Raw genomic sequence first — 18,438 nt, 5'->3', positions numbered from 1 at the left:
CGCGTTTTTTTTGTGGGCGCGCCAGACAGCGCCGGCGAGCCACGGTTGGTCCCAACCTACCCCTGCACGCCCCTGGACATCCAGGCCACCACCATCAGCACCCCGATCATGACCGGCTGGTGCAACATGTAGTAGCTCAAACTCCATTGTCCCAGCGTCGCGAGCGGCCGCAGGCCACCCGGCAGCTTCCATGGAAGCCAATGCTGCCTGCCCCTGGCCATGGCCCACTGGCCAGACGCCAGCCCCCACCACAGCACGCCCAGCCATGGAAACACGGGAACATAGTCCTCTGTGAAAGGCTTGCGAGACACCAGACCCAACCAGTTGAAAGCGCGCCCATTGAACCAGGGTGCAGCCTCGACCGAGGGCCCCGAGAGCAACAGGTGCGCGACAGACGGCAGCGCCAGCGCAACCAGCCCCGCCAGCCACAACCAGCGCCCCCAGCCTGCCGTGCACCGTGCGACAAGCAGCATCACCGCCATGCCATGCAGCACCCCAAAATGGATGAAGCTCTGAGGAAACATCACGAAAGAGCCCGCAGACACCAGCAATGCGCAGCCAGCGATCTGCAACCACCGCCGACCAAAACGAAGCCACCCCTGCCCCTGGTGCAGCGCGATCGCCTGCCCCAGCCCGGCACAGAACAGGAACAGGCTCACGATCACCGTCCGCTGGGACGTCCAGAACGGATCGGCGCGAAAATTCTGGGGCCAGAACCCCAGGTGGCTCAGGTCAAAGCAGAAGTGGAAAATCGTCATCCACACCATGGCCAGCCCGCGCAGGGCATCCACGCCCTCGTAGCGCGGTGAGCGCTGTGACGTGGCAAATGGGTCGGTCAACAAGGAAGGCGCACGGTGCATGGCAATACCGTCAAAAGCTGGGCGCGGGCCAGTACCCGCCAGAGGAGCCGATGGTACGCATTTACACGGTCCTGGCTGGCACCAAAGGCCAAACCGATGAACTCGATACAGAGTGGTTGGGGTGCCAAAGAAAAAAGGCCTTGCAGCGTGTGCTGCAAGGCCTTCAGACATTGGTCGGAGCGGCGGGATTCGAACTCGCGACCCTCTGCTCCCAAAGCAGATGCGCTACCAGGCTGCGCTACGCTCCGACAGCTAGTATTGTAACCCGGCAATCACCCTCATTTTGAAGTTCACAAATGCTTTTTGTGATTTTTTTAAAAGGGAACCACTGCCAGCAAAAAATTCAACGGTTGCTGCTGGAAGGGCCAGGGCCGCGGCCAGCGAGGTGGCGGAATGTGATGCGCCCTTTGGAAAGGTCGTACGGAGACATCTCCAGCGAAACCTTGTCACCCGCCAAAATACGAATGTGGTGCTTGCGCATCTTGCCGCCCGTATAGGCAATGAGCTGGTGACCATTGTCCAGCGTGACGCGAAAGCGCGAGTCAGGCAAGACTTCCGTCACGGAGCCTTGCATTTCAATAAGTTCTTCTTTAGCCATGTTCTGAATCTCTTCCAACAAATATTCTGTGATCGGCGCCTGAACGCTGGATGCACCCACCACGGCACCTACGACGCGGTCGATGGTCGACACGCGGTGCATTGCGGGGCGGTGGGAGTCGCTGCACCCGGGGCGCAGATCAGGCAGAGGGCCGGGGAGACGGCTTCAATGGACAGCATGGGCGCTGTGCAAAGCCTTTCAATTGTACCGCGATGTACTGCGCGTTGCCTATGGCCTTGGTTCAAACCACCGTTACCCGCCCTCTCTGGCGTTGCGAAGGGCGTCAATCACGACCCCGGACCGCCGAGGCAAGGGTACGCACGAGATCCGTCTGTGTGATGACACCTGCGAGGCGCTCTTGCGAATCCACGATCGGGATATGGTGATGTCCGCCCTGGGAGAACAAGGGGACCAGATCCATGGCGTGCTGCGACGTGCGTGCCACCTGAACCGGATGGGTCATGATTTCGCCCACGTCTTTGGGCTGGCTTCCCCGTCCCATCACCAGCGACCGCAAGCGCTGCCCCAGACCTTCGTGCGTGTCCAGATTCGCCAGCCGCATGAAATCCGCGACCGTCACGATGCCGATCACCTGATTCTGCCCGTCCACTACGGGCAGCGCCTTGATTTGCTTGGACCGCATCAATTCCCAGGCTTGTTTCAATGAAACACCGGCCTCCACCGCAAACGGCGGCCGCGACATGATGTCAGCGCAACGCACCTCACCCAAGGTTCGCTGGAACGCGGCACGCCCTGCAAGATGCAAAAGGCCCTCGAGGTCAGCGCGACTGACGTCCAGCACCTGGTTGTAGTGGGCCAGCGCTGCATCCACATCCGAGGCTGTAAAAGCCCCATTCGCCACATCGCCGTCCGCTTCAACGCGCTGGGGGTGCGGATATCTGCGTCCAGTGAGGCTGTTGTACACCACGGCCGTACCCACCAGCACCACAACGTTGAACAGGATGGGAAACGCCGCCAGGTGCCATCCATCCCCCGCGGTCAACACCACATACAGCGCCATGGCCCCGCCCGGCGGATGCAGGCAGCGCAAGGGCACCATCAGGGCAACCGAAAGTCCGACCGCCACGGCACCTGCGAGCGCCATATCGGGAATCGCAGACGAGCAGATGGCTCCAACCAGCGCTGACAAGGTGCTCCCTCCCAGCACCGGCCACGGCTGCGCCAGCGGGCTGGAAGGCATCCCGAAAACCAGCACCGCGCTGGCTCCGAGGGATGCCACCATCCACGGACCTGACCCCGCAGCACCCGCCCACCACCGGCTGAGCACAGCCGTCAAAAGAACGCCGAAGACCGCGCCAGCGATGAAACGTAGCCTTTCACGGCCGTCAATGCCAAGGGGAGCAGGCCAGAAATGCCCCAACCATCTGACTAGGCGCATACGCACTGGAGGCTGGGGTGGGGATGATGTGGAGGGTTGAAAACCGGACATGAAGACAAGATAGAAATAGCGCTGACGTCCTGGGATAGACAGTCTGGGGACAGGCGACGTCCCCGGTGAATAACTTAACGAGCTTTCGCAACCGCAAGTGTCGCCGATGCCTGTCCGCACTCCCACGTCTCGCCCTGATGACGCAGACAACCATCTGCAACCCGCTGCGGGCGATTCCAATTTTTTGCAAGCCTCGACCCGGAGTGGAAACGAGGTTCAATGGATTTTTATGACTTATATTGCATATCACCACTAGAAATGCAGTTGAATTCATAGACACGGAGCAGGTCGAGACACGCAAGGCCACCCTTTGCGCGGGGTGCTCAATGAACAGATGAGGCACTGCTCGAAGCGACGCACCAGATAGGCCGCCAGGCACCGTTGAACCTTGTGAAGACGGGTCCGCCGGTACGGGTAACCCATAGGTATTCACCACAGATTGCTTGGAGTAAATTACTTTAAGCCTAAACAAAGGAGACAGATCCATGACCACCCGCCGCCTCGTTCTCAGCCGCAGCGCCACCCTTGTCGGCGCAGCATCCACAGGGCTGCTGCTGCCCTCCATCGTGCGCGCTCAGAGTGGCAAAGTGCGTGTGGGATTCATGCTGCCCTACACAGGCACCTTTGCCCAGTTGGGGGTGGCGATCGAGAACGGTGTCCGGCTTGCCATCGACCAGCAAGGCGGCAAGCTCGGTGGGCGTGATATTGAATGGTTCAAGGTGGACGATGAATCCGAACCCAGCAAAGGCGTCGAGAACGCCAGCAAGCTGGTCCAGCGTGACAAGGTCGACGTGCTGATAGGCACCGTTCATTCCGGCGTGCAGATGGGCATCCAGAAAGTGGCGCGCGACACCGGCGTGCTCAACCTGATCCCCAATGCGGGCGTTCACGCAGCCACCCGTGCCCTGTGTGCACCCAACGTATTCCGTACGTCGTTCAGCAATTCCCAGCCCACGCTGGCCCTGGGCAAGGCCATGGTGGAAAGGGGCCACAAGAAGGCCGTCTGGATCACCTGGAAGTACGCTGCGGGCGACGAAGCTTTCGAGGGCTTCAAGGACAGCTATACCAAGGCAGGCGGTACGATCGTCAAAGAGCTCGGATTGCCGTTCCCCAATGTGGAGTTCCAGGCGCTGCTCACCGAGATAGCCGCACTCAAGCCCGATGCGGTTGCGTGCTTCTTCGCCGGGGGTGGTGCGGCCAAGTTCATTCGTGACTATGCAGCTGCCGGGCTCAAGGACAAGATTCCGCTGTATGGATCGGGCTTTCTGACCGAAGGGGTGCTGGAGGCTGCAGGCCCGGCGGCCGAAGGCATCATCACCACGATGCACTACAGCGACTCGCTGGACACCCCGCGCAACAAGCAGTTCCGCCTGGAATACGCCAAGGCCTTCCGCAGCCAGCCCGATGTGTACGCCGTGCAAGGCTATGACACCGGTCTGCTGCTGGTGCAGGGTGCCAACGCCGTCAAGGGCGACCTGTCTGCCAAGCCAGCCATCATCAAGGCCATGGAGAGCGCCACCATCGACAGCCCGCGCGGCAAGTGGACGATGAGCAAGGCACACAACCCGGTGCAGGACATCTACCTGCGCCGCGTCGAAAACAAGGAAAACAAGGTGATCGGCATTGCCGCCAAGGCCCTGGCCGACAGCGGTGCCGGCTGCCGCATGGGCTGAGGCGCTCACCCACGGCCCGGGACACGGCGCGTGCTGGACCTCGGGTCCGGCTCGCCCCCAGCTTTGACACAATGCATTGATGGACTGCCGCCAGGGCAGGACTGTCTGCTGTGCGCCCGGACCTTGCGGCCACCTGCCTTCCACCCGATCCTATGTCGCTCAGTACCTACCTGCTCTACTTCGCCGCAGTGGCCCTGCTGGTTCTTTCGCCCGGCCCGACGATGCTCATGTGCATGACCAATTCTCTGCAGTACGGCCCGCGCAAGGCCCTCGCCGCTGCTGCAGGCAGCGTGACGGCAGTGCTGGGCACCATGCTGCTTTCGGCCCTGGGCCTGGGCGCATTGCTGGCGGCATCGGAGACTGCCTTCTGGGTGCTCAAGGCTGCGGGCGCGGCATATCTGATCTGGCTTGGCATCAAGACGTTTCGCGGCCCGACCACGGTGTTTGACAAGATGCCCGCCAGCGGCACACAGGCCAAGGCCGTTGTGCCCGCGCGCAAGCTCTACATCCAGGGTCTGATCGTGGGCGGCAGCAACCCCAAGGCCCTGCTGTTCTTCACGGCGTTTTTCCCCCAGTTTCTGGACCCGACCGCCGCCTTTGCGCCGCAGTTTGCCGTGCTGGCAAGCACCTTTGCAGCTTTTGAATGCACAGTGCTCACGCTTTGTGCACTGGGTGTAGCAAGGCTGGCACCCGTTTTGCGTTCTGGCGCACGCATGCGCTGGTTCAACCGCATCTCGGGCGGCCTGTTCACACTGATGGGCACCCTTTTGCTGGCCACACGCCGCGCCACCTGATCTCCAGTCTGTTTGCCCACCATGGATTTCGCTACCTTTCTGATCCAGCTGCTCAACAGCGTGCAGTACGGGTTGCTGCTGTTCATGCTGGCCGCCGGGCTCACGCTCATATTCGGCATCATGGGCGTGGTGAACCTGGCACACGGAAGCTTTTACATGCTGGGTGCCTACCTTGCGTATTCACTCTCGGGCTACTTTGGCAGCCTCACGCTGGCAATTGTGGGTGGCGCGGCTCTGGCCGTGGTGTTCGGTCTCGCGCTCGAATGGCTGCTGATTCGGCATTTCTATCACCGCGACCACCTCGATCAGGTGCTGCTGACTTTCGGCCTCATCTACATCTTTGAGGAGCTGCGGTCCATCTTGTGGGGTGATGACGTGCACGGTGTCGCCATCCCGGCAGTGCTGGACTGGTCCATACCACTCACCGACACCCTCTCGTACCCGATATACCGCCTGTTCATCTCGGGCGTCTGCATTGCACTGGCGATTGGTTTGTATCTGCTGATCTCCAGAACCCGCCTGGGCATGAAGATTCGCGCTGGAGCTTTCAACCGCGACATGGCCGAATCACTGGGGGTGAACATCAAGCTCATCCACGCCATCGTTTTCGCGCTCGGTGTGGGCCTGGCAGCGGTGGCGGGCATGGTGGCCGCACCCGTCTCCAGCGTCTACCCGAACATGGGTTCGTCGGTGCTCATCATGTGTTTCGTGGTGGTGGTCATCGGCGGCATCGGATCGGTGCGGGGCGCGCTGATCTCCGCCCTGCTTGTGGGGCTGGTCGATACCTTCGGCAAGGTACTGCTCCCCTCCATGGCCGGGATGCTGGTCTACATGCTGATGGCCGCCGTGCTGCTGTGGAAACCCGAAGGCCTTTTCAAACAATGACAGCACACCCCCCGCTTTTTGTTACGCAAACGTTACCCGTTTCTCGACCAGGTTCACCCGCATGAGCACGCCCCGCGCCAATATTGAAGCGCTGCCGCGCAGCGTGCAGTTCGCCCTGGGGCTCGGCCTGGCTGCGCTGCTGTTGTTCCCTGTGGTCGGCACCGACTTCTACGTTCAGATGGTCACGCGCATGATGATCATGGCCATTTTTGCCATGAGCCTGGATCTGCTCCAGGGTGTGACTGGCCTGGTGTCGCTCGGTCACGCCGCCTACTTTGGCGTGGCGGGCTACGCCCTCGCCTTTCTTACCCCTGCGGACATGCCGGTCAGCCTGTGGTGGTCGCTGCCGCTCGCAGTGGCTGTGTCCGGCCTCGTGGCGCTGGTGATCGGGTTCTTTGTGGTGCGCACCCATGGCATCTACTTCATCATGGTCACCATGGCGTTCGCGCAGATGGTCTTCTACCTGTTCTTCGACAACAAGGTGCTGGGGGGATCAGACGGGCTGTACATCAACTTCCGGCCTGATGCGTCCATCCTGGGCTGGCTGCCGTTCGACCTGGAAGGTCGCAAGACGTTTTACTACTTCACCCTGGCGCTGGTCGTGCTGGTCTATGTGCTGCTGCGGCGCCTGTTGTGGAGCCCGCTGGGCCGTGCGCTGGCGGGCATCCGCATCAATGAGCACCGTATGCGCGCGATGGGCTTTGGCACCCGCGGCTACAAGCTCACCGCGTTCACCGTGGCGGGCGCACTGGCGGGCCTGGCTGGATATCTGTGGGGTGCCCAGACAGGCTACGTGAACCCCGAGTTGATGGGCTTTCACATGAGCGCCCACGCCATCATGATGGTCATCCTGGGCGGCATGGGCAACTTTGCGGGCGCCATCGTCGGTGCTTTTGCATTCGAATACCTGTTGCATGTATTCAAGGACATCACCAAGCACTGGCAGTTGCTGATGGGCGGGTTCATTGTGCTGGTGGTGGTGGCGGCGCCCCGCGGCTTGCTGGGCATGCTGGGGCAGCGCCGGGCCACCCAGGCGACGGAGGACGAGCGCCATGGCTGAGGTATTGCTCTCGGCGCGCCAGCTCACCAAACGATTTGGCGGTCTCGCCGCCGTGAATGGCGTGTCGGTCGAGCTGTGGCGCGGCCGGATCCATGCGGTGATCGGCCCGAACGGCGCGGGCAAATCCACGCTGACCAACCTTCTCTCGGGCGACCTTGTGCCCACGTCGGGCCAGGTGCACCTGGGTGCTACCGAAGTCACTGGATGGGCGCCCGAGCGCATCTCGCGCCAGGGTTTGGGCCGCAGCTACCAGAAGACCAACATCTTTCTACCGCTCACCGTGCACGAAAACGTGCGCCTGGCCGCCCAGTCGCGCGATGCACAACAGCCCTGGAACCCGTTGCGCTGGTGGCAGGACACCCGCTCAGACACTATAAAAAACAGAGCTACCAACGCACGCCTGGAAAGCGCTATCGAGCTTTCTGGCTTGAAAAACCGGCGCATGGCCATCGCCGGGGCCATGAGCCATGGCGAACAGCGCCAGCTCGAAATCGCAATGACCCTGGCCACCGAGCCCCAGGTGCTGCTGCTTGACGAACCCCTGGCCGGCATGGGCGTGGCCGAGGCCGAGCGCATGGTCGAGCTGCTTCAGCGCCTCAAGCCCGCCCACGCCATCATGCTGGTAGAGCACGACATGGATGCCGTGTTTGCACTGGCCGACCACCTCACCGTGATGGTCAACGGTGAAGTAATCGCACATGGCTCGCCACCCGAGGTGCGCGCCGATGCCATGGTGCAGGCTGCCTACCTGGGTGAGGACCACTGAGATGAGCACTCCATGGATCGATGCCAAGGGCATCCACACCTTCTACGGCAGCAGCCACATCCTGCACGGCATTGACTTCACGGTGGGCCAGGGCGAGACGATCGGCCTCATGGGCCGCAACGGCATGGGCAAGAGCACCCTGCTCAAGTCGCTGATGGGCCTGGTCAAGCCCCGCTCGGGCAGCGTGGCCGTGGCGGGCCGCGATGTGACGGGCAAGCCGCCCTACGAAGTGGCCCGGCTGGGCATTGCCTACGTGCCCGAGGGCCGGGGTATCTTCGGCAACCTGAGCGTGGTCGAAAACCTGCAGATGGCCGCGCGCGCCGGCACACGCGGCCAGCGCGACTGGACCCACGAGCGTGTACTGGAGACCTTCCCGCGCCTGAAGGAGCGTCTCGGCCACGGTGGCCAGCAGCTCAGCGGGGGCGAGCAACAGATGCTGACCATTGGCCGCGCGCTGATGACCAACCCGGATGTGCTCATCCTCGACGAAGCGACCGAGGGCCTGGCCCCGCTGATCGCCCGCGAGATCTGGCGCATCTGCAGCCTCATCAAGGACAGCGGCATCAGCAGCGTGATCGTGGACAAGAACTGGAAACATGTGACGCAGATCACCGACCGCAATGTCATCCTTGTCAAGGGCCAGGTGGTGTTTGAGGGCAGCTCAGACGCGCTGCATGCCGAGCCCCAGCTGCTGGAGCAGTACCTCGGTGTATGAATCGGCGGCGGCCCTGCGCGCGCCGATAGAATCGTCCGCTTTCGTCTTCGAGGGGTTCGCCCGTGTCTGATCGCCTGGCAGTTCTGCCGCAATACCTTATGCCCAAGCAGGCACTGACCACCCTGGCGGGCAAGTTTGCGTCGGCCCGCCTCGGGGGCCTCACCACGTCGGTGATCCGCAGGTTTGTCGCTCGCTACAACGTCAACATGGCCGAAGCGGCGAATCCCGACATTGCCAGCTACACGTCGTTCAACGACTTCTTCACGCGGGCGCTCAAGCCAGGCGCCCGCCCGCTGGCCCAGGCCGACCTGATCTGCCCTGTGGACGGCGCCATCAGCCAGTTCGGCCCCATTGCCAAGGACCAGGTCTTCCAGGCCAAGGGGCACACCTACTCCACCACCGCCCTGGTGGGTGGCGATGCGGCCGCCGCAGCCCGTTTTGAAAACGGCCATTTCGCCACGCTGTACCTGAGCCCACGCGACTACCACCGCATCCACATGCCTTGCACAGGCGAGCTCACGCGCATGGTGCATGTGCCGGGCGACCTGTTTTCGGTGAACCCCACCACGGCACGCGGCGTGCCCGGACTGTTCGCGCGCAATGAGCGCGTGGTGTGCTTCTTTGAATCGGCCCAAGGGCCGTTTGTGCTGGTACTCGTGGGCGCCACCATCGTAGGCAGCATGGCCACCGTGTGGCATGGGCAGGTGAACCCGCCACGCACCGGCGTGCTGCGGCAGTGGGACTACGCCAAGGGCCAGGTGAGTCTGCAGAAGGGTGAGGAAATGGGCCGCTTCCTGCTCGGCTCCACCGTGGTGATGCTGTTCCCGCAGGGGCCGCTGCAATTCAACCCGCAATGGGCGCCCGCGCGCCCCATCCAGCTGGGTGAAGCCATGGCGCAGCGCGCTGGCGTCTAAAGCTCACGCCTTCAGCGGGGCTGCCCGCCTTCAAAGCCGGTCGGGCGCGCGTGTGAGCTGAAAGGCTGTGGGCGCCACGTGCAGTGCGTCTGGGTGCACGGGGGAATCGTGGCCCACCAGGTACACCATCAGTGCATTGCGGCGCACCACCACATGGCTCACGGTTTCGCGCTGGTGATTCCATTGCACAAAAGCGCCGGGCTTGAACAGGGGCATGTAGTAATAAGCGGTGGGGTCCATGGGGTGCGGCTCCTCCCGCTACAACGGGCCTCTGCGTGATGCGGGCCCAGACGGCGGTCCATGGCGGACCGACCAAGCCATACTAGCACCGATCCCTCCCGCCGCGGGGTGCCCATTTCAAACTGATTGCGCTTCCGCAAAGGCCATCGCAGCCTCCAACATGCGGCGCAGGTGTGGCTGCACGCCCGCTGCCACCTCGGGCAGGTAGTCAAACGGCAGGGCCTCCTGCATGTAGCTGCACTGCGTCATCTCCAGCTGCACCGCGTGTATGTTCTGCGCGGGGTTCCCATACTGGCGCGTGATGTGCCCGCCCTTGAAGCGGCCATTGAGCACGGCGGTGTAGCCCCGGGCCTCTTTGGCGATGGCCAGCAGTTCCTGCGCCAGCGCCGGGTCGCAGCTCTCGCCGTTGGCCGTGCCCAGGTTCAGGTCGGGCAGCTTGCCTTCAAAGAAGCGCGGCAGCACCGAGCGGATGGAGTGCGCATCCCACAGCACCGCCACACCATGCTGCGCACGGATGCTGTCCAGCTCTGCACGCAGTTGCGCGTGGTACGGCGCCCAGACGGCATCGCGGCGCGCGGCCACCTCGCCATCATCGGGCACATCGCCCCGGGCATAGATGGGCGTGTCGTCAAACGTATCGACCGGGCACAGGCCGGTGACGCTTTGGCCAGGGTAGAGGCTGGCCCCATCGGGCGGGCGGTTCAGATCGACCACATACCGCGAGTACGTGGCCACGAGGATGGACGCGCCCATGTCCTTGGCAAACGCATAGAGGCGCTCCATGTGCCAGTCGGTGTCAGGTACCTGGCGTGCCTCGTCGGTGAAGCGCGCGGCCAGCGCATGCGGCACATAGGTACCCGCATGGGGCATGGACACCAGCAGCGGCGCGGTACCGGGGTAAAAGACAAAAGGAGGTGGAGAGGTATCGGTCATCACAAGCTCACGGATATGAATTCAATCGGATGCAATGGTGGCCGAGCGCGCCGCTACAAACGCATGGGCCGCCGCATCGTGCAGCGTGTGTCGGCCGCCCGTGATGCGCCGCTGCCCCGCCACCCACACGCTGTCGATGGCCGAGGTGCGGTGGCTGCCAAACACATGGGCCGACAGCATGCTATGCGCAGGCAAATCGCGCAGCGCCACGTGCCGCGCATCCAGCGCCACCAGGTCGGCCTGCTGGCCCGACCACCCAGGCCCTGCCCAGCCCACCCATGGCGCGGCCTGCGGCCTGCGCCCCGCCCTGCACGGCCTGCAAGGTCATGGCGGTGGCCACCTCGGGTTGCGCTGCGGCGGCCAGCACATTGCGCTGGCGCAGCGACAGGCGCTGGCCGTACTCGAGCATCAGCAATTCCTCTGCCGCATTCACGCAGGCATGGCTGTCCGAGCCCACACCCCAGCGCCCGCCGTGCTGCAGCCACAGCGGCATGTCGAAGATGCCGTCACCCAGGTTGGCCTCGGTAGTGGGGCAGATGCCCGCCACGGCGCCCGTGCGCGCTGCGTCCTGGTACTCCTGCGGGGTCATGTGCGTGGCGTGCACCAGGCACCAGCGCTCGTCCACGGGTGCGTGCTCCAGCAGCCACTGCACCGGGCGCTGGCCGCTCCAGGCCACACAATCCTGAACCTCCTGCGTCTGCTCGGCAATGTGGATGTGGATGGGCGCCTGCGCGTTGAGCGCCGTGAGGCCCTGCACGGCAGCCGCCAGGCTGCCGGGCGGCACCGCGCGCAATGAGTGCGGTGCGAGGCCCAAAACGGCCCCTTGCGCTTGAGCAGCGGGCGCAAGGCGCTCCAATAATGAGAGCACGTTGTCGGTGCTGCGAATGAAGCGTGCCTGGTCCGCACGCGGTGGCTTGGCGCCAAAGCCGCTCGTCTGGTACAGCACCGGCAGCAGCGTGATGCCAATGCCCGCACGTTGCGCTGCACGCAGCAGTGCGAGCGACAGCGTGGCGTCATCGGCATATGGCGTGCCATCCTGGTCATGGTGCACGTAGTGGAACTCGCACACGCTGGTGTAGCCCGCCTCCAGCATCTCCACGTACAGCCAGGTGGCAATGGCCTCCAGCGATTCGGGCGTGATGCGCGCCGCAAAGCGGTACATCAGGTTGCGCCAGCTCCAGAAGCTGTCCTGGCTTTCCCCCCGGTACTCGGTCAGGCCCGCAAACGCGCGCTGGAAGGCGTGCGAGTGCAGGTTGGGCATGCCGGGCAGCACGGGGCCCGGGGCCATGGCGGCACCATTTGGCTGGGCGTTGGGCGTGACGCCAGTGATGCACCCTGCCCCATCCCAGGTGATCAGCACATTGCGCGCCCAGCCCGTGGGCAGCAAAGCATCTGTGGCGAACAGCTGTTGCGTCATGGCATGACTCCGTGAATGCGCCCTTGCCGCACGATGGTGCAGGCAGGCTTTTGGCCCAGCCAGTAGGCCAGTTCGGCCGCCTCGCCCACCGGCCACAGCACAAAGTTGGCGGGCCTGCCGGATGCGAGGAGGCCGTGGGTGCTTTGCAGGCCCAGCGCGCGCGCAGCGTGGGTGGTAATGCCTGCCAGCGCCTCGGGCACCGTCAGGCGGAACAGCGTGCAGGCCATGTTGGCCATGAGCAGCAGGCTGAGTGCGGGCGAGGTGCCGGGGTTGTGGTCGGTGGATACCGCCATGGGCACACCGGCCTCGCGCAGCTGCGCAATGGGGGGCAGGTGCGTGTCACGCAACGTGTAGTAGGCGCCGGGCAGCAGCACGGCCACGGTGCCTGAAGCCTTCATCGCAGCGATGCCGTCGGCCGACAGGTGCTCGATGTGGTCGCACGACAGCGCGCCATAGCGCGCGGCCAGCGCCGATCCACCCATGTCGGACAGCTGCTCCGCATGCAGTTTGACGGGGATGCCCAGCTTTTGTGCAGCCTGGAACACCTGCTCAGTCTCCGCCAGCGTGAAGGCAATGCGTTCGCAGAACACATCCACCGCATCGACCAGGCCTTCGGCCGCCAGCGCAGGCAGCATCTCGTTGCAGACAAGGTCGGTGTAGTCCTGGCTGCGCCCAGCGTATTCGGGCGGCAGCGCATGCGCGCCGAGGAAGGTGGTGCGCACCGCCATGCCAAAGGCCTCGCCCAGGCGGCGGGCCACGCGCAGCTGCTTGCGCTCATGTTCCAGCGCCAGGCCGTAACCTGACTTGATCTCGATGGCGCACACGCCCTCGTCCAGCAGGGCCTGCAGGCGCGGCACGGCCAGCGCGAAGAGTTCGTCTTCACTGGCCTCGCGCGTTGCGCGCACCGACGACACAATGCCCCCGCCCGCCTTGGCCACCTCTTCATACGTGGCGCCTGCGAGCCGCATCGCAAATTCGTTGGCGCGTTGCCCGCCATAGACCAGGTGCGTGTGGCAGTCCACCAGGCCGGGGGTGACCAGGGCACCGCGGCCATCGTGGCGCGGCAGGCCGGAATATGCGGCTGGCAGGGAGGAGTCGGGCCCTGTCCATTGCACGGCTCCGCCCTGCACCACGATGCAGGCGGCATCGCCAGCGGCCAGGGGCTGGTCAGGCACCGAGAGTTCGGGCACGAGCCGCACGTCGTACCAGAGGCCGTCGGCGCTGGGGGCTGTGAATGTTGTCATAATCGCTACATAATTGATAGCTGTTAGCGCTTTACAGATAAGCGCTAGAGGCCAATTTCATTCGAATATTCAGGGTGCCCCACGCTCCAGTGCAACAAAGGCCAGCACGGGGTCTGCGCGGCCCGGATCGCGCACAGGCTGCAGGCGTTGCGGCGCGGCGCCCATCCACCAGGCGCCCTGCCCCGCAGTCAACACGCGCGCGGCCGCCTCCGCTTGCACCACCTTCCACTGCCCCTGGAGCACCATGCACAACCCGGCCCACGCCGGCGGCGGCTCATTGCGCAGCACCTGCAGTGTGCCCTTGCAGACACCACGGCGCAGCATGAGGTTGAAATCGGTAGACGTGCCACCCAACATGGCGCAGTCCACGACCTCATCGCCCGAGAAGGCAAACGGCTGCCAGCGCTCGGCCAGCGTGTGCTGCCAGCCGCTGCTGGCCAGATGCACACCATCGCCGTCGAGCAACATGATCTGCCGGTCAACGCCCGCAAACGCCGAGAACGGCCCCGGCGCCGCAATGGTGGCAACGCTCACACGCCAGTCAAAGCTGTCCATGCCTCCGGCTGCAGCAGACGCGGGCGGCCAGCTGGCCAGTTCGCGGGTACTGCCTCCGCCGTTTCTCCACGGCGTGGCGGGCACAGTGGCGAGGTCGAAAAACGCCAGGGTCATACCAGCACGGGAAAGAGCGGGTGATTCATTTCGGCCCCCGCCGGCAGCTCGTCGGCCAGGCCTGGAAACTCCGGCGAAGTCTTCCACTGCCGGGGCGCGTGGCGAATATCGTCGCCCATAAAACGCACCGAGAACACGCGTCGGCGGTTCGGCCCCTCCACCCCGCCCGCCGCGTGCAGCGTGAGCATGTGGAAACACACCACGTCACCGGGCTCGATCTCCCAGCCCACGATGGGGAAGGCGTCGCGGTCGGCCTCGACGTTGGGCAGGTCCTGCAGGCTGCCTTCGGGGAACCACTTGGCCTGGTTGTCCATGAAGGTGCGCGGCATGAGCCATGGGCCCTTGTGTGAACCCGCCACAAACTCCAGCGTCGCGGCGCGCGAGACCGGGTCCACCGGTATCCACATGCTCACGTTCTGCATGCCGTCGATGTTGTAGTAAGGCTGGTCCTGGTGCCAGGGCGTCTTCTGGCGCGTGCCCGGCTCTTTGACCAGCACATGGTCGTGGTACAGCCGCACGGTGCGGGACTGCATGAGCCGCTGCGCGGCCAGGGCCAGCGGCGTCTCTTGCACAAAGCGGCCAAACTGCGGGATGTCCTGCCAGTTGCAGAAGTCCTCGAAAAATCGGCCGGGGTCGTCCGGGCGGCTGGCTACCTTGGCGCGCGGGCTGGGCGCGGCCAGGTTGGCGTCGATGCCTGCGCGCAGCAGCGCCACTTCATCGGGTGTGAGCAGCTGTTTGATGCAGAGTGCGCCATCGCGGTCAAAGCGGGCGATATCGTCCGCCGTCAGGCGCTGCGCAACCCTTTGCTGCAGGGCTTCTGGTGTGGGAAGCGTCGTCATGGTGGGCTCCACTCAACAAGGTCTCTTCAATACAGGTCAGCGCTGATCACTTCACCATCGGCAGCTTCAGCCCCTGCTTCTTGGCAGTTTCCACGGCCAGTTCATAGCCCGCGTCTGCATGGCGCATCACGCCGCTGCCGCAGTCGTTAACCAGCACATTGGCAAGGCGTTGAGCCGCAGCATCGGTGCCGTCAGCCACGATGACCATGCCCGAGTGCTGCGAGTAGCCCATGCCCACGCCGCCGCCGTGGTGCAGGCTGACCCAGGTGGCGCCGCCTGCGGTGTTGAGCAGCGCGTTGAGCAGCGGCCAGTCGCTCACGGCGTCGGTGCCGTCCTTCATGCCTTCGGTCTCACGGTTGGGGCTGGCCACGCTGCCGGTGTCCAGGTGGTCACGGCCGATCACGATGGGGGCCTTGAGTTCGCCGTTTTTCACCATCTCGTTGAAGGCCAGGCCCGCAATGTGGCGCTCGCCCAAGCCCAGCCAGCAGATGCGCGCGGGCAGGCCCTGGAAGGCAATCCGTTCGCCTGCCATGTCGAGCCAGCGGTGCACATGCTTGTTCTCGGGGAACAGCTCCTTGATCTTGGCGTCGGTCTTGCGGATGTCCTCCGGGTCGCCCGAGAGCGCCACCCAGCGGAACGGGCCCTTGCCTTCGCAGAACAGCGGGCGGATGTAGGCGGGAACAAAGCCGGGGAAGTCGAACGCGTCCTTCACGCCTTCGTCGAACGCCACCTGGCGGATGTTGTTGCCGTAGTCCACCACCGGGATGCCCATGTGCTGGAAGTCGAGCATGGCCTGCACATGCACGGCGCACGATTTGGCGGCGGCCTTTTTCAGCACCTCGTGCTGGGTCACGTCCTGCTGCGCGGCACGCCACTGGGCCACCGTCCAGCCTGCGGGCAGGTAGCCGTTGACGAGGTCATGGGCCGAGGTCTGGTCGGTCACCAGGTCGGGCTTGAGGCCACCAGCTTTCGCACGACGCACCAGCTCAGGCAGGATTTCTGCGGCATTGCCCAGCAGCGCAATCGACACGGCCTCTTTGGCAGCCGTGTGCTGCTGGATCAGCTCGAAAGCATGGTCGATGTCGCGCGCCTGTTTGTCCACATAGCGCGTGCGCAGGCGGAAGTCGATGCTGCTTTGCTGGCATTCGATGTTGAGCGACACCGCGCCCGCAAAGGTAGCGGCCAGCGGCTGCGCGCCGCCCATGCCGCCCAGGCCTGCGGTCAGTATCCACTTGCCTTCCAGCGAGCCGCCGTAGTGTTTGCGCCCGGCTTCTGCAAAGGTTTCATACGTGCCCTGCACGATGCCTTGCGTGCCGATGTAGATCCAGCTGCCCGCCGTCATCTGGCCGTACATGAACAGGCCCTTCTGGTCCAGTTCGCTGAAGTGCTCCCAATTGGCCCACTTCGGCACCAGGTTGCTGTTGGCCAGCAGCACGCGCGGCGCGTTGGCGTGGGTCTTGAACACGCCCACGGGCTTGCCGGACTGGATGAGCAGGGTCTCGTCGTCGTTCAGGTCCTTGAGCGAGGCGAGGATCTGGTCAAAACACTCCCAGTTGCGCGCGGCACGGCCAATGCCGCCGTACACCACCAGGTCCTGCGGGCGCTCGGCCACTTCGGCGTCCAGGTTGTTCTGGATCATGCGGTAGGCCGCTTCGGTGAGCCAGCTCTTGCAGGTGAGTTCTGTGCCGCGCGGCGCGCGGATCACGCGGCTGGCGTCGTGGCGGGGGTCGGTGTTGGAGGCGGCGGCGATGATGGCGTCGTTGGCGTTCATGGTGGGCTCCTGTGAATAGTGGGTGTGCGTGGAAAAAATCAGGCGAAGCTGGGCAGACACTGCGTGAGCGCGGCAGGCCAGGGGGACTGCTGGGCCCATGCGCGCATGGCTTCGATGTCGGTGGCAAGGTAGCGGTCTTGCTCCAGGTAGGCCACACGCTCGCGGATGGCGGCGAACTGTGCTTCGACGAGCGGAGAGGATTTCAAGCTGCGGTCGAACTCCATGCCCTGCGCAGCGGCCATGGCCTCGATGCCCACCATCACGGCCGCGTTGCGCACCATGTCGCCCAGTCGGCGTGCGCCGTAGGTGGCCATGGAGACATGGTCCTCCTGGTTGGCCGATGTGGGCAGACTGGTCACGCTGCTGGGGTTGGCCAGGCACTGGTTCTCGGCTGCCAGCGCGGCGGCGGTGACCTGGGCGATCATGAAGCCGGAGTTCACGCCACTGTCGCGGATCAGGAAAGCCGGCAGGCCTGACAAGCCTGGATCCAGCAGCAGCGACAGACGGCGCTCGGAGATGGCGCCGATCTCGGCCACGGCGAGCGCAATGATGTCGGCCACAAAGGCGACCGGCTCGGCGTGGAAGTTGCCGCCGGAGATCACGTCGCCGTTGTCGAACACCAGGGGGTTGTCCGACGCGGCGTTCGCCTCGATGGTGAGCACGCGCGCGGCGTGGTGCAGGTTGTCCAGGCACGCGCCCATCACCTGCGGCACGCAGCGAATGGAGTACGGGTCTTGCACGCGGCCGCAGTTGGGGTGCGATGGGTCGATGGCGCTGCCGTCGAGCAAGGCGCGCACAGCGGCAGCCACGGCAATCTGCCCGGCCTGGCCGCGCGCTTCGTGGATGCGCGCATCAAAGGGCTTGACCGAGCCCTTGATGGCTTCGAGTGACAGGCAGCCCGCGACCAGCGCTGCAGCGAACACGCTCTCCGCGCCGAACAGCCCGGCCAGCGCGAGTGAGGTGGACACCTGCGTGCCGTTGAGCAGCGCCAGCCCTTCCTTGGGACCCAGCACAAACGGCTGCAAACCGATGGAGCGCATGGCCTCCGCCCCCGACACCACCTTGCCATCCACCTTGGCCTGCCCTTCCCCGATCAGCACACAGGCCAGGTGGGCGAGCGGCGCCAGGTCACCCGATGCGCCGACGGAACCCTTGGCCGGAATAACAGGAAGCACATTGGCGTTGGCCATGGCCAGCAGCGCATCCACGATCTCGGGCCGGATGCCCGAATGGCCACGCGCCAGGCTGATGGCCTTGGTCGCAAGGATGAGGCGCACCACATCGTCCGCAAGCGCATCGCCCGTGCCCACGCTGTGCGACAGCACCAGGTTGCGCTGCAGCTCGGCCAGGCGCTCGTGCGCAATCTTGGTGCTGGCGAGCTTGCCAAAGCCGGTGTTGATGCCATAGACGACCTGGTCTTCATCAACGATACGCTGCACCGTGGCCAGCGACGCCTGCATGAGGGCCCGCGCGGACGGGTCCAGCGACAATTGCACGGGCGCGGCATAGATGCTGCGCAGCGAGGCCAACGACACATGGCCGGGGAGCAGGGTCAGGGAGGAAGTGGTGGCTTTTGTCATGGCGTTGATCCTGTATATACAAGTAGGTAC

17 protein-coding genes, 1 tRNA gene and 1 pseudogene are annotated in these 18,438 nt (G+C 64.4%); 7 read left to right on the top strand and 12 right to left on the bottom strand.

The annotated features are described in order from the left end of the window. Window positions 1-56 precede the first annotated feature (56 nt). From KYG_RS14525 to KYG_RS14510, 4 genes are all read right to left on the bottom strand, one after another. A complete protein-coding gene (locus KYG_RS14525; protein ID WP_008905673.1) occupies window positions 57-860 on the bottom strand; it encodes a DUF1624 domain-containing protein in 804 nt (267 codons plus the stop codon). Between the two features lie 171 nt (window positions 861-1,031). Further along, window positions 1,032-1,108, bottom strand: a tRNA-Pro gene (locus KYG_RS14520). 95 nt (window positions 1,109-1,203) lie between these two features. After that, a complete protein-coding gene (gene infA / locus KYG_RS14515; RefSeq protein WP_008905672.1) occupies window positions 1,204-1,458 on the bottom strand; it encodes a translation initiation factor IF-1 in 255 nt (84 codons plus the stop codon). Window positions 1,459-1,741: 283 nt separating this feature from the next. Further along, window positions 1,742-2,701, bottom strand: a complete 960-nt coding sequence (locus KYG_RS14510; protein ID WP_008905671.1) for an HPP family protein — start codon at window positions 2,699-2,701, stop codon at window positions 1,742-1,744. A 692-nt stretch (window positions 2,702-3,393) separates the two neighbouring features. On the opposite strand from KYG_RS14510, the gene KYG_RS14505 reads away from it, so the two are divergent. The 7 genes from KYG_RS14505 to asd all read left to right on the top strand — a co-directional run bounded on the left by KYG_RS14505 (window position 3,394) and on the right by asd (window position 9,715). Further along, complete coding sequence (locus KYG_RS14505) at window positions 3,394-4,581, top strand: ABC transporter substrate-binding protein (RefSeq protein ID WP_008905670.1); 1,188 nt, start codon at window positions 3,394-3,396, stop codon at window positions 4,579-4,581. Window positions 4,582-4,733: 152 nt separating this feature from the next. Further along, window positions 4,734-5,375: a LysE family translocator gene (locus KYG_RS14500; RefSeq protein ID WP_008905669.1), complete on the top strand. Its 642-nt coding sequence runs from the start codon at window positions 4,734-4,736 to the stop codon at window positions 5,373-5,375. 21 nt (window positions 5,376-5,396) lie between these two features. Beyond that, the gene (locus tag KYG_RS14495; RefSeq protein ID WP_008905668.1) at window positions 5,397-6,260 is read left to right on the top strand and encodes a branched-chain amino acid ABC transporter permease; all 864 of its coding nucleotides are present in this window, start codon (window positions 5,397-5,399) and stop codon (window positions 6,258-6,260) included. A gap of 61 nt (window positions 6,261-6,321) precedes the next feature. After that, window positions 6,322-7,320 carry a branched-chain amino acid ABC transporter permease gene (locus KYG_RS14490; RefSeq protein WP_008905667.1) on the top strand — a complete coding sequence of 333 codons (999 nt, stop codon included), beginning with the start codon at window positions 6,322-6,324 and terminating at the stop codon, window positions 7,318-7,320. Further along, on the top strand, window positions 7,313-8,086 hold the full coding sequence (locus tag KYG_RS14485; RefSeq protein ID WP_008905666.1) for an ABC transporter ATP-binding protein: 774 nt from the start codon (window positions 7,313-7,315) through the stop codon (window positions 8,084-8,086). Before KYG_RS14490 ends, KYG_RS14485 begins: the two co-directional genes overlap by 8 nt. A gap of 1 nt (window position 8,087) precedes the next feature. Further along, on the top strand, window positions 8,088-8,801 hold the full coding sequence (locus tag KYG_RS14480; RefSeq protein ID WP_008905665.1) for an ABC transporter ATP-binding protein: 714 nt from the start codon (window positions 8,088-8,090) through the stop codon (window positions 8,799-8,801). Window positions 8,802-8,863: 62 nt separating this feature from the next. Then, window positions 8,864-9,715, top strand: a complete 852-nt coding sequence (gene asd / locus KYG_RS14475; protein ID WP_034694750.1) for an archaetidylserine decarboxylase — start codon at window positions 8,864-8,866, stop codon at window positions 9,713-9,715. 30 nt (window positions 9,716-9,745) lie between these two features. Here the strand turns inward: asd and KYG_RS14470 are convergent, their stop codons facing one another. The 8 genes and pseudogenes from KYG_RS14470 to hutH form a co-directional block, all read right to left on the bottom strand. Continuing rightward, complete coding sequence (locus tag KYG_RS14470) at window positions 9,746-9,955, bottom strand: hypothetical protein (RefSeq protein ID WP_008905663.1); 210 nt, start codon at window positions 9,953-9,955, stop codon at window positions 9,746-9,748. 117 nt (window positions 9,956-10,072) lie between these two features. Beyond that, complete coding sequence (gene hutG, locus KYG_RS14465; protein ID WP_008905662.1) at window positions 10,073-10,888, bottom strand: N-formylglutamate deformylase; 816 nt, start codon at window positions 10,886-10,888, stop codon at window positions 10,073-10,075. Between the two features lie 21 nt (window positions 10,889-10,909). Continuing rightward, window positions 10,910-12,305, bottom strand: a pseudogene (locus KYG_RS14460) (formimidoylglutamate deiminase). Continuing rightward, a complete protein-coding gene (gene hutI / locus KYG_RS14455) occupies window positions 12,302-13,549 on the bottom strand; it encodes an imidazolonepropionase (RefSeq protein ID WP_008905661.1) in 1,248 nt (415 codons plus the stop codon). Before hutI ends, KYG_RS14460 begins: the two are co-directional and overlap by 4 nt. A gap of 69 nt (window positions 13,550-13,618) precedes the next feature. Then, window positions 13,619-14,218, bottom strand: coding sequence for a HutD family protein (locus tag KYG_RS14450; RefSeq protein ID WP_008905660.1), 600 nt, complete (start codon window positions 14,216-14,218; stop codon window positions 13,619-13,621). Beyond that, entirely contained in the window at window positions 14,215-15,057 is an 843-nt protein-coding gene (locus tag KYG_RS14445; protein ID WP_008905659.1) for a phytanoyl-CoA dioxygenase family protein, read from the bottom strand. The genes KYG_RS14450 and KYG_RS14445 overlap by 4 nt, the downstream gene beginning before the upstream one ends. A gap of 46 nt (window positions 15,058-15,103) precedes the next feature. Continuing rightward, complete coding sequence (hutU, locus tag KYG_RS14440) at window positions 15,104-16,828, bottom strand: urocanate hydratase (RefSeq protein ID WP_034694764.1); 1,725 nt, start codon at window positions 16,826-16,828, stop codon at window positions 15,104-15,106. A gap of 38 nt (window positions 16,829-16,866) precedes the next feature. Then, on the bottom strand, window positions 16,867-18,408 hold the full coding sequence (gene hutH, locus KYG_RS14435) for a histidine ammonia-lyase (protein WP_008905657.1): 1,542 nt from the start codon (window positions 18,406-18,408) through the stop codon (window positions 16,867-16,869). Window positions 18,409-18,438 lie beyond the last annotated feature (30 nt).

This window comes from Acidovorax sp. NO-1, assembly GCF_000238595.1.
In the GTDB taxonomy this organism is placed as follows: domain Bacteria; phylum Pseudomonadota; class Gammaproteobacteria; order Burkholderiales; family Burkholderiaceae_C; genus Acidovorax.
This window is presented reverse-complemented; position numbering and strand designations above follow the sequence as displayed.

Bases quoted from the DNA above. Each gene is read 5' to 3' on its own strand.
- KYG_RS14525 (WP_008905673.1), bottom strand. From the start codon at position 860: ATGCACCGTGCGCCTTCCTTGTTGACCGACCCATTTGCCACGTCACAG.
- infA (WP_008905672.1), bottom strand. From the start codon at position 1,458: ATGGCTAAAGAAGAACTTATTGAAATGCAAGGCTCCGTGACGGAAGTC.
- KYG_RS14510 (WP_008905671.1), bottom strand. From the start codon at position 2,701: ATGGTGGCATCCCTCGGAGCCAGCGCGGTGCTGGTTTTCGGGATGCCT.
- KYG_RS14505 (WP_008905670.1), top strand. From the start codon at position 3,394: ATGACCACCCGCCGCCTCGTTCTCAGCCGCAGCGCCACCCTTGTCGGC.
- KYG_RS14500 (WP_008905669.1), top strand. From the start codon at position 4,734: ATGTCGCTCAGTACCTACCTGCTCTACTTCGCCGCAGTGGCCCTGCTG.
- KYG_RS14495 (WP_008905668.1), top strand. From the start codon at position 5,397: ATGGATTTCGCTACCTTTCTGATCCAGCTGCTCAACAGCGTGCAGTAC.
- KYG_RS14490 (WP_008905667.1), top strand. From the start codon at position 6,322: ATGAGCACGCCCCGCGCCAATATTGAAGCGCTGCCGCGCAGCGTGCAG.
- KYG_RS14485 (WP_008905666.1), top strand. From the start codon at position 7,313: ATGGCTGAGGTATTGCTCTCGGCGCGCCAGCTCACCAAACGATTTGGC.
- KYG_RS14480 (WP_008905665.1), top strand. From the start codon at position 8,088: ATGAGCACTCCATGGATCGATGCCAAGGGCATCCACACCTTCTACGGC.
- KYG_RS14470 (WP_008905663.1), bottom strand. From the start codon at position 9,955: ATGGACCCCACCGCTTATTACTACATGCCCCTGTTCAAGCCCGGCGCT.
- hutG (WP_008905662.1), bottom strand. From the start codon at position 10,888: ATGACCGATACCTCTCCACCTCCTTTTGTCTTTTACCCCGGTACCGCG.
- hutI (WP_008905661.1), bottom strand. From the start codon at position 13,549: ATGACAACATTCACAGCCCCCAGCGCCGACGGCCTCTGGTACGACGTG.
- KYG_RS14450 (WP_008905660.1), bottom strand. From the start codon at position 14,218: ATGACCCTGGCGTTTTTCGACCTCGCCACTGTGCCCGCCACGCCGTGG.
- KYG_RS14445 (WP_008905659.1), bottom strand. From the start codon at position 15,057: ATGACGACGCTTCCCACACCAGAAGCCCTGCAGCAAAGGGTTGCGCAG.
- hutU (WP_034694764.1), bottom strand. From the start codon at position 16,828: ATGAACGCCAACGACGCCATCATCGCCGCCGCCTCCAACACCGACCCC.
- hutH (WP_008905657.1), bottom strand. From the start codon at position 18,408: ATGACAAAAGCCACCACTTCCTCCCTGACCCTGCTCCCCGGCCATGTG.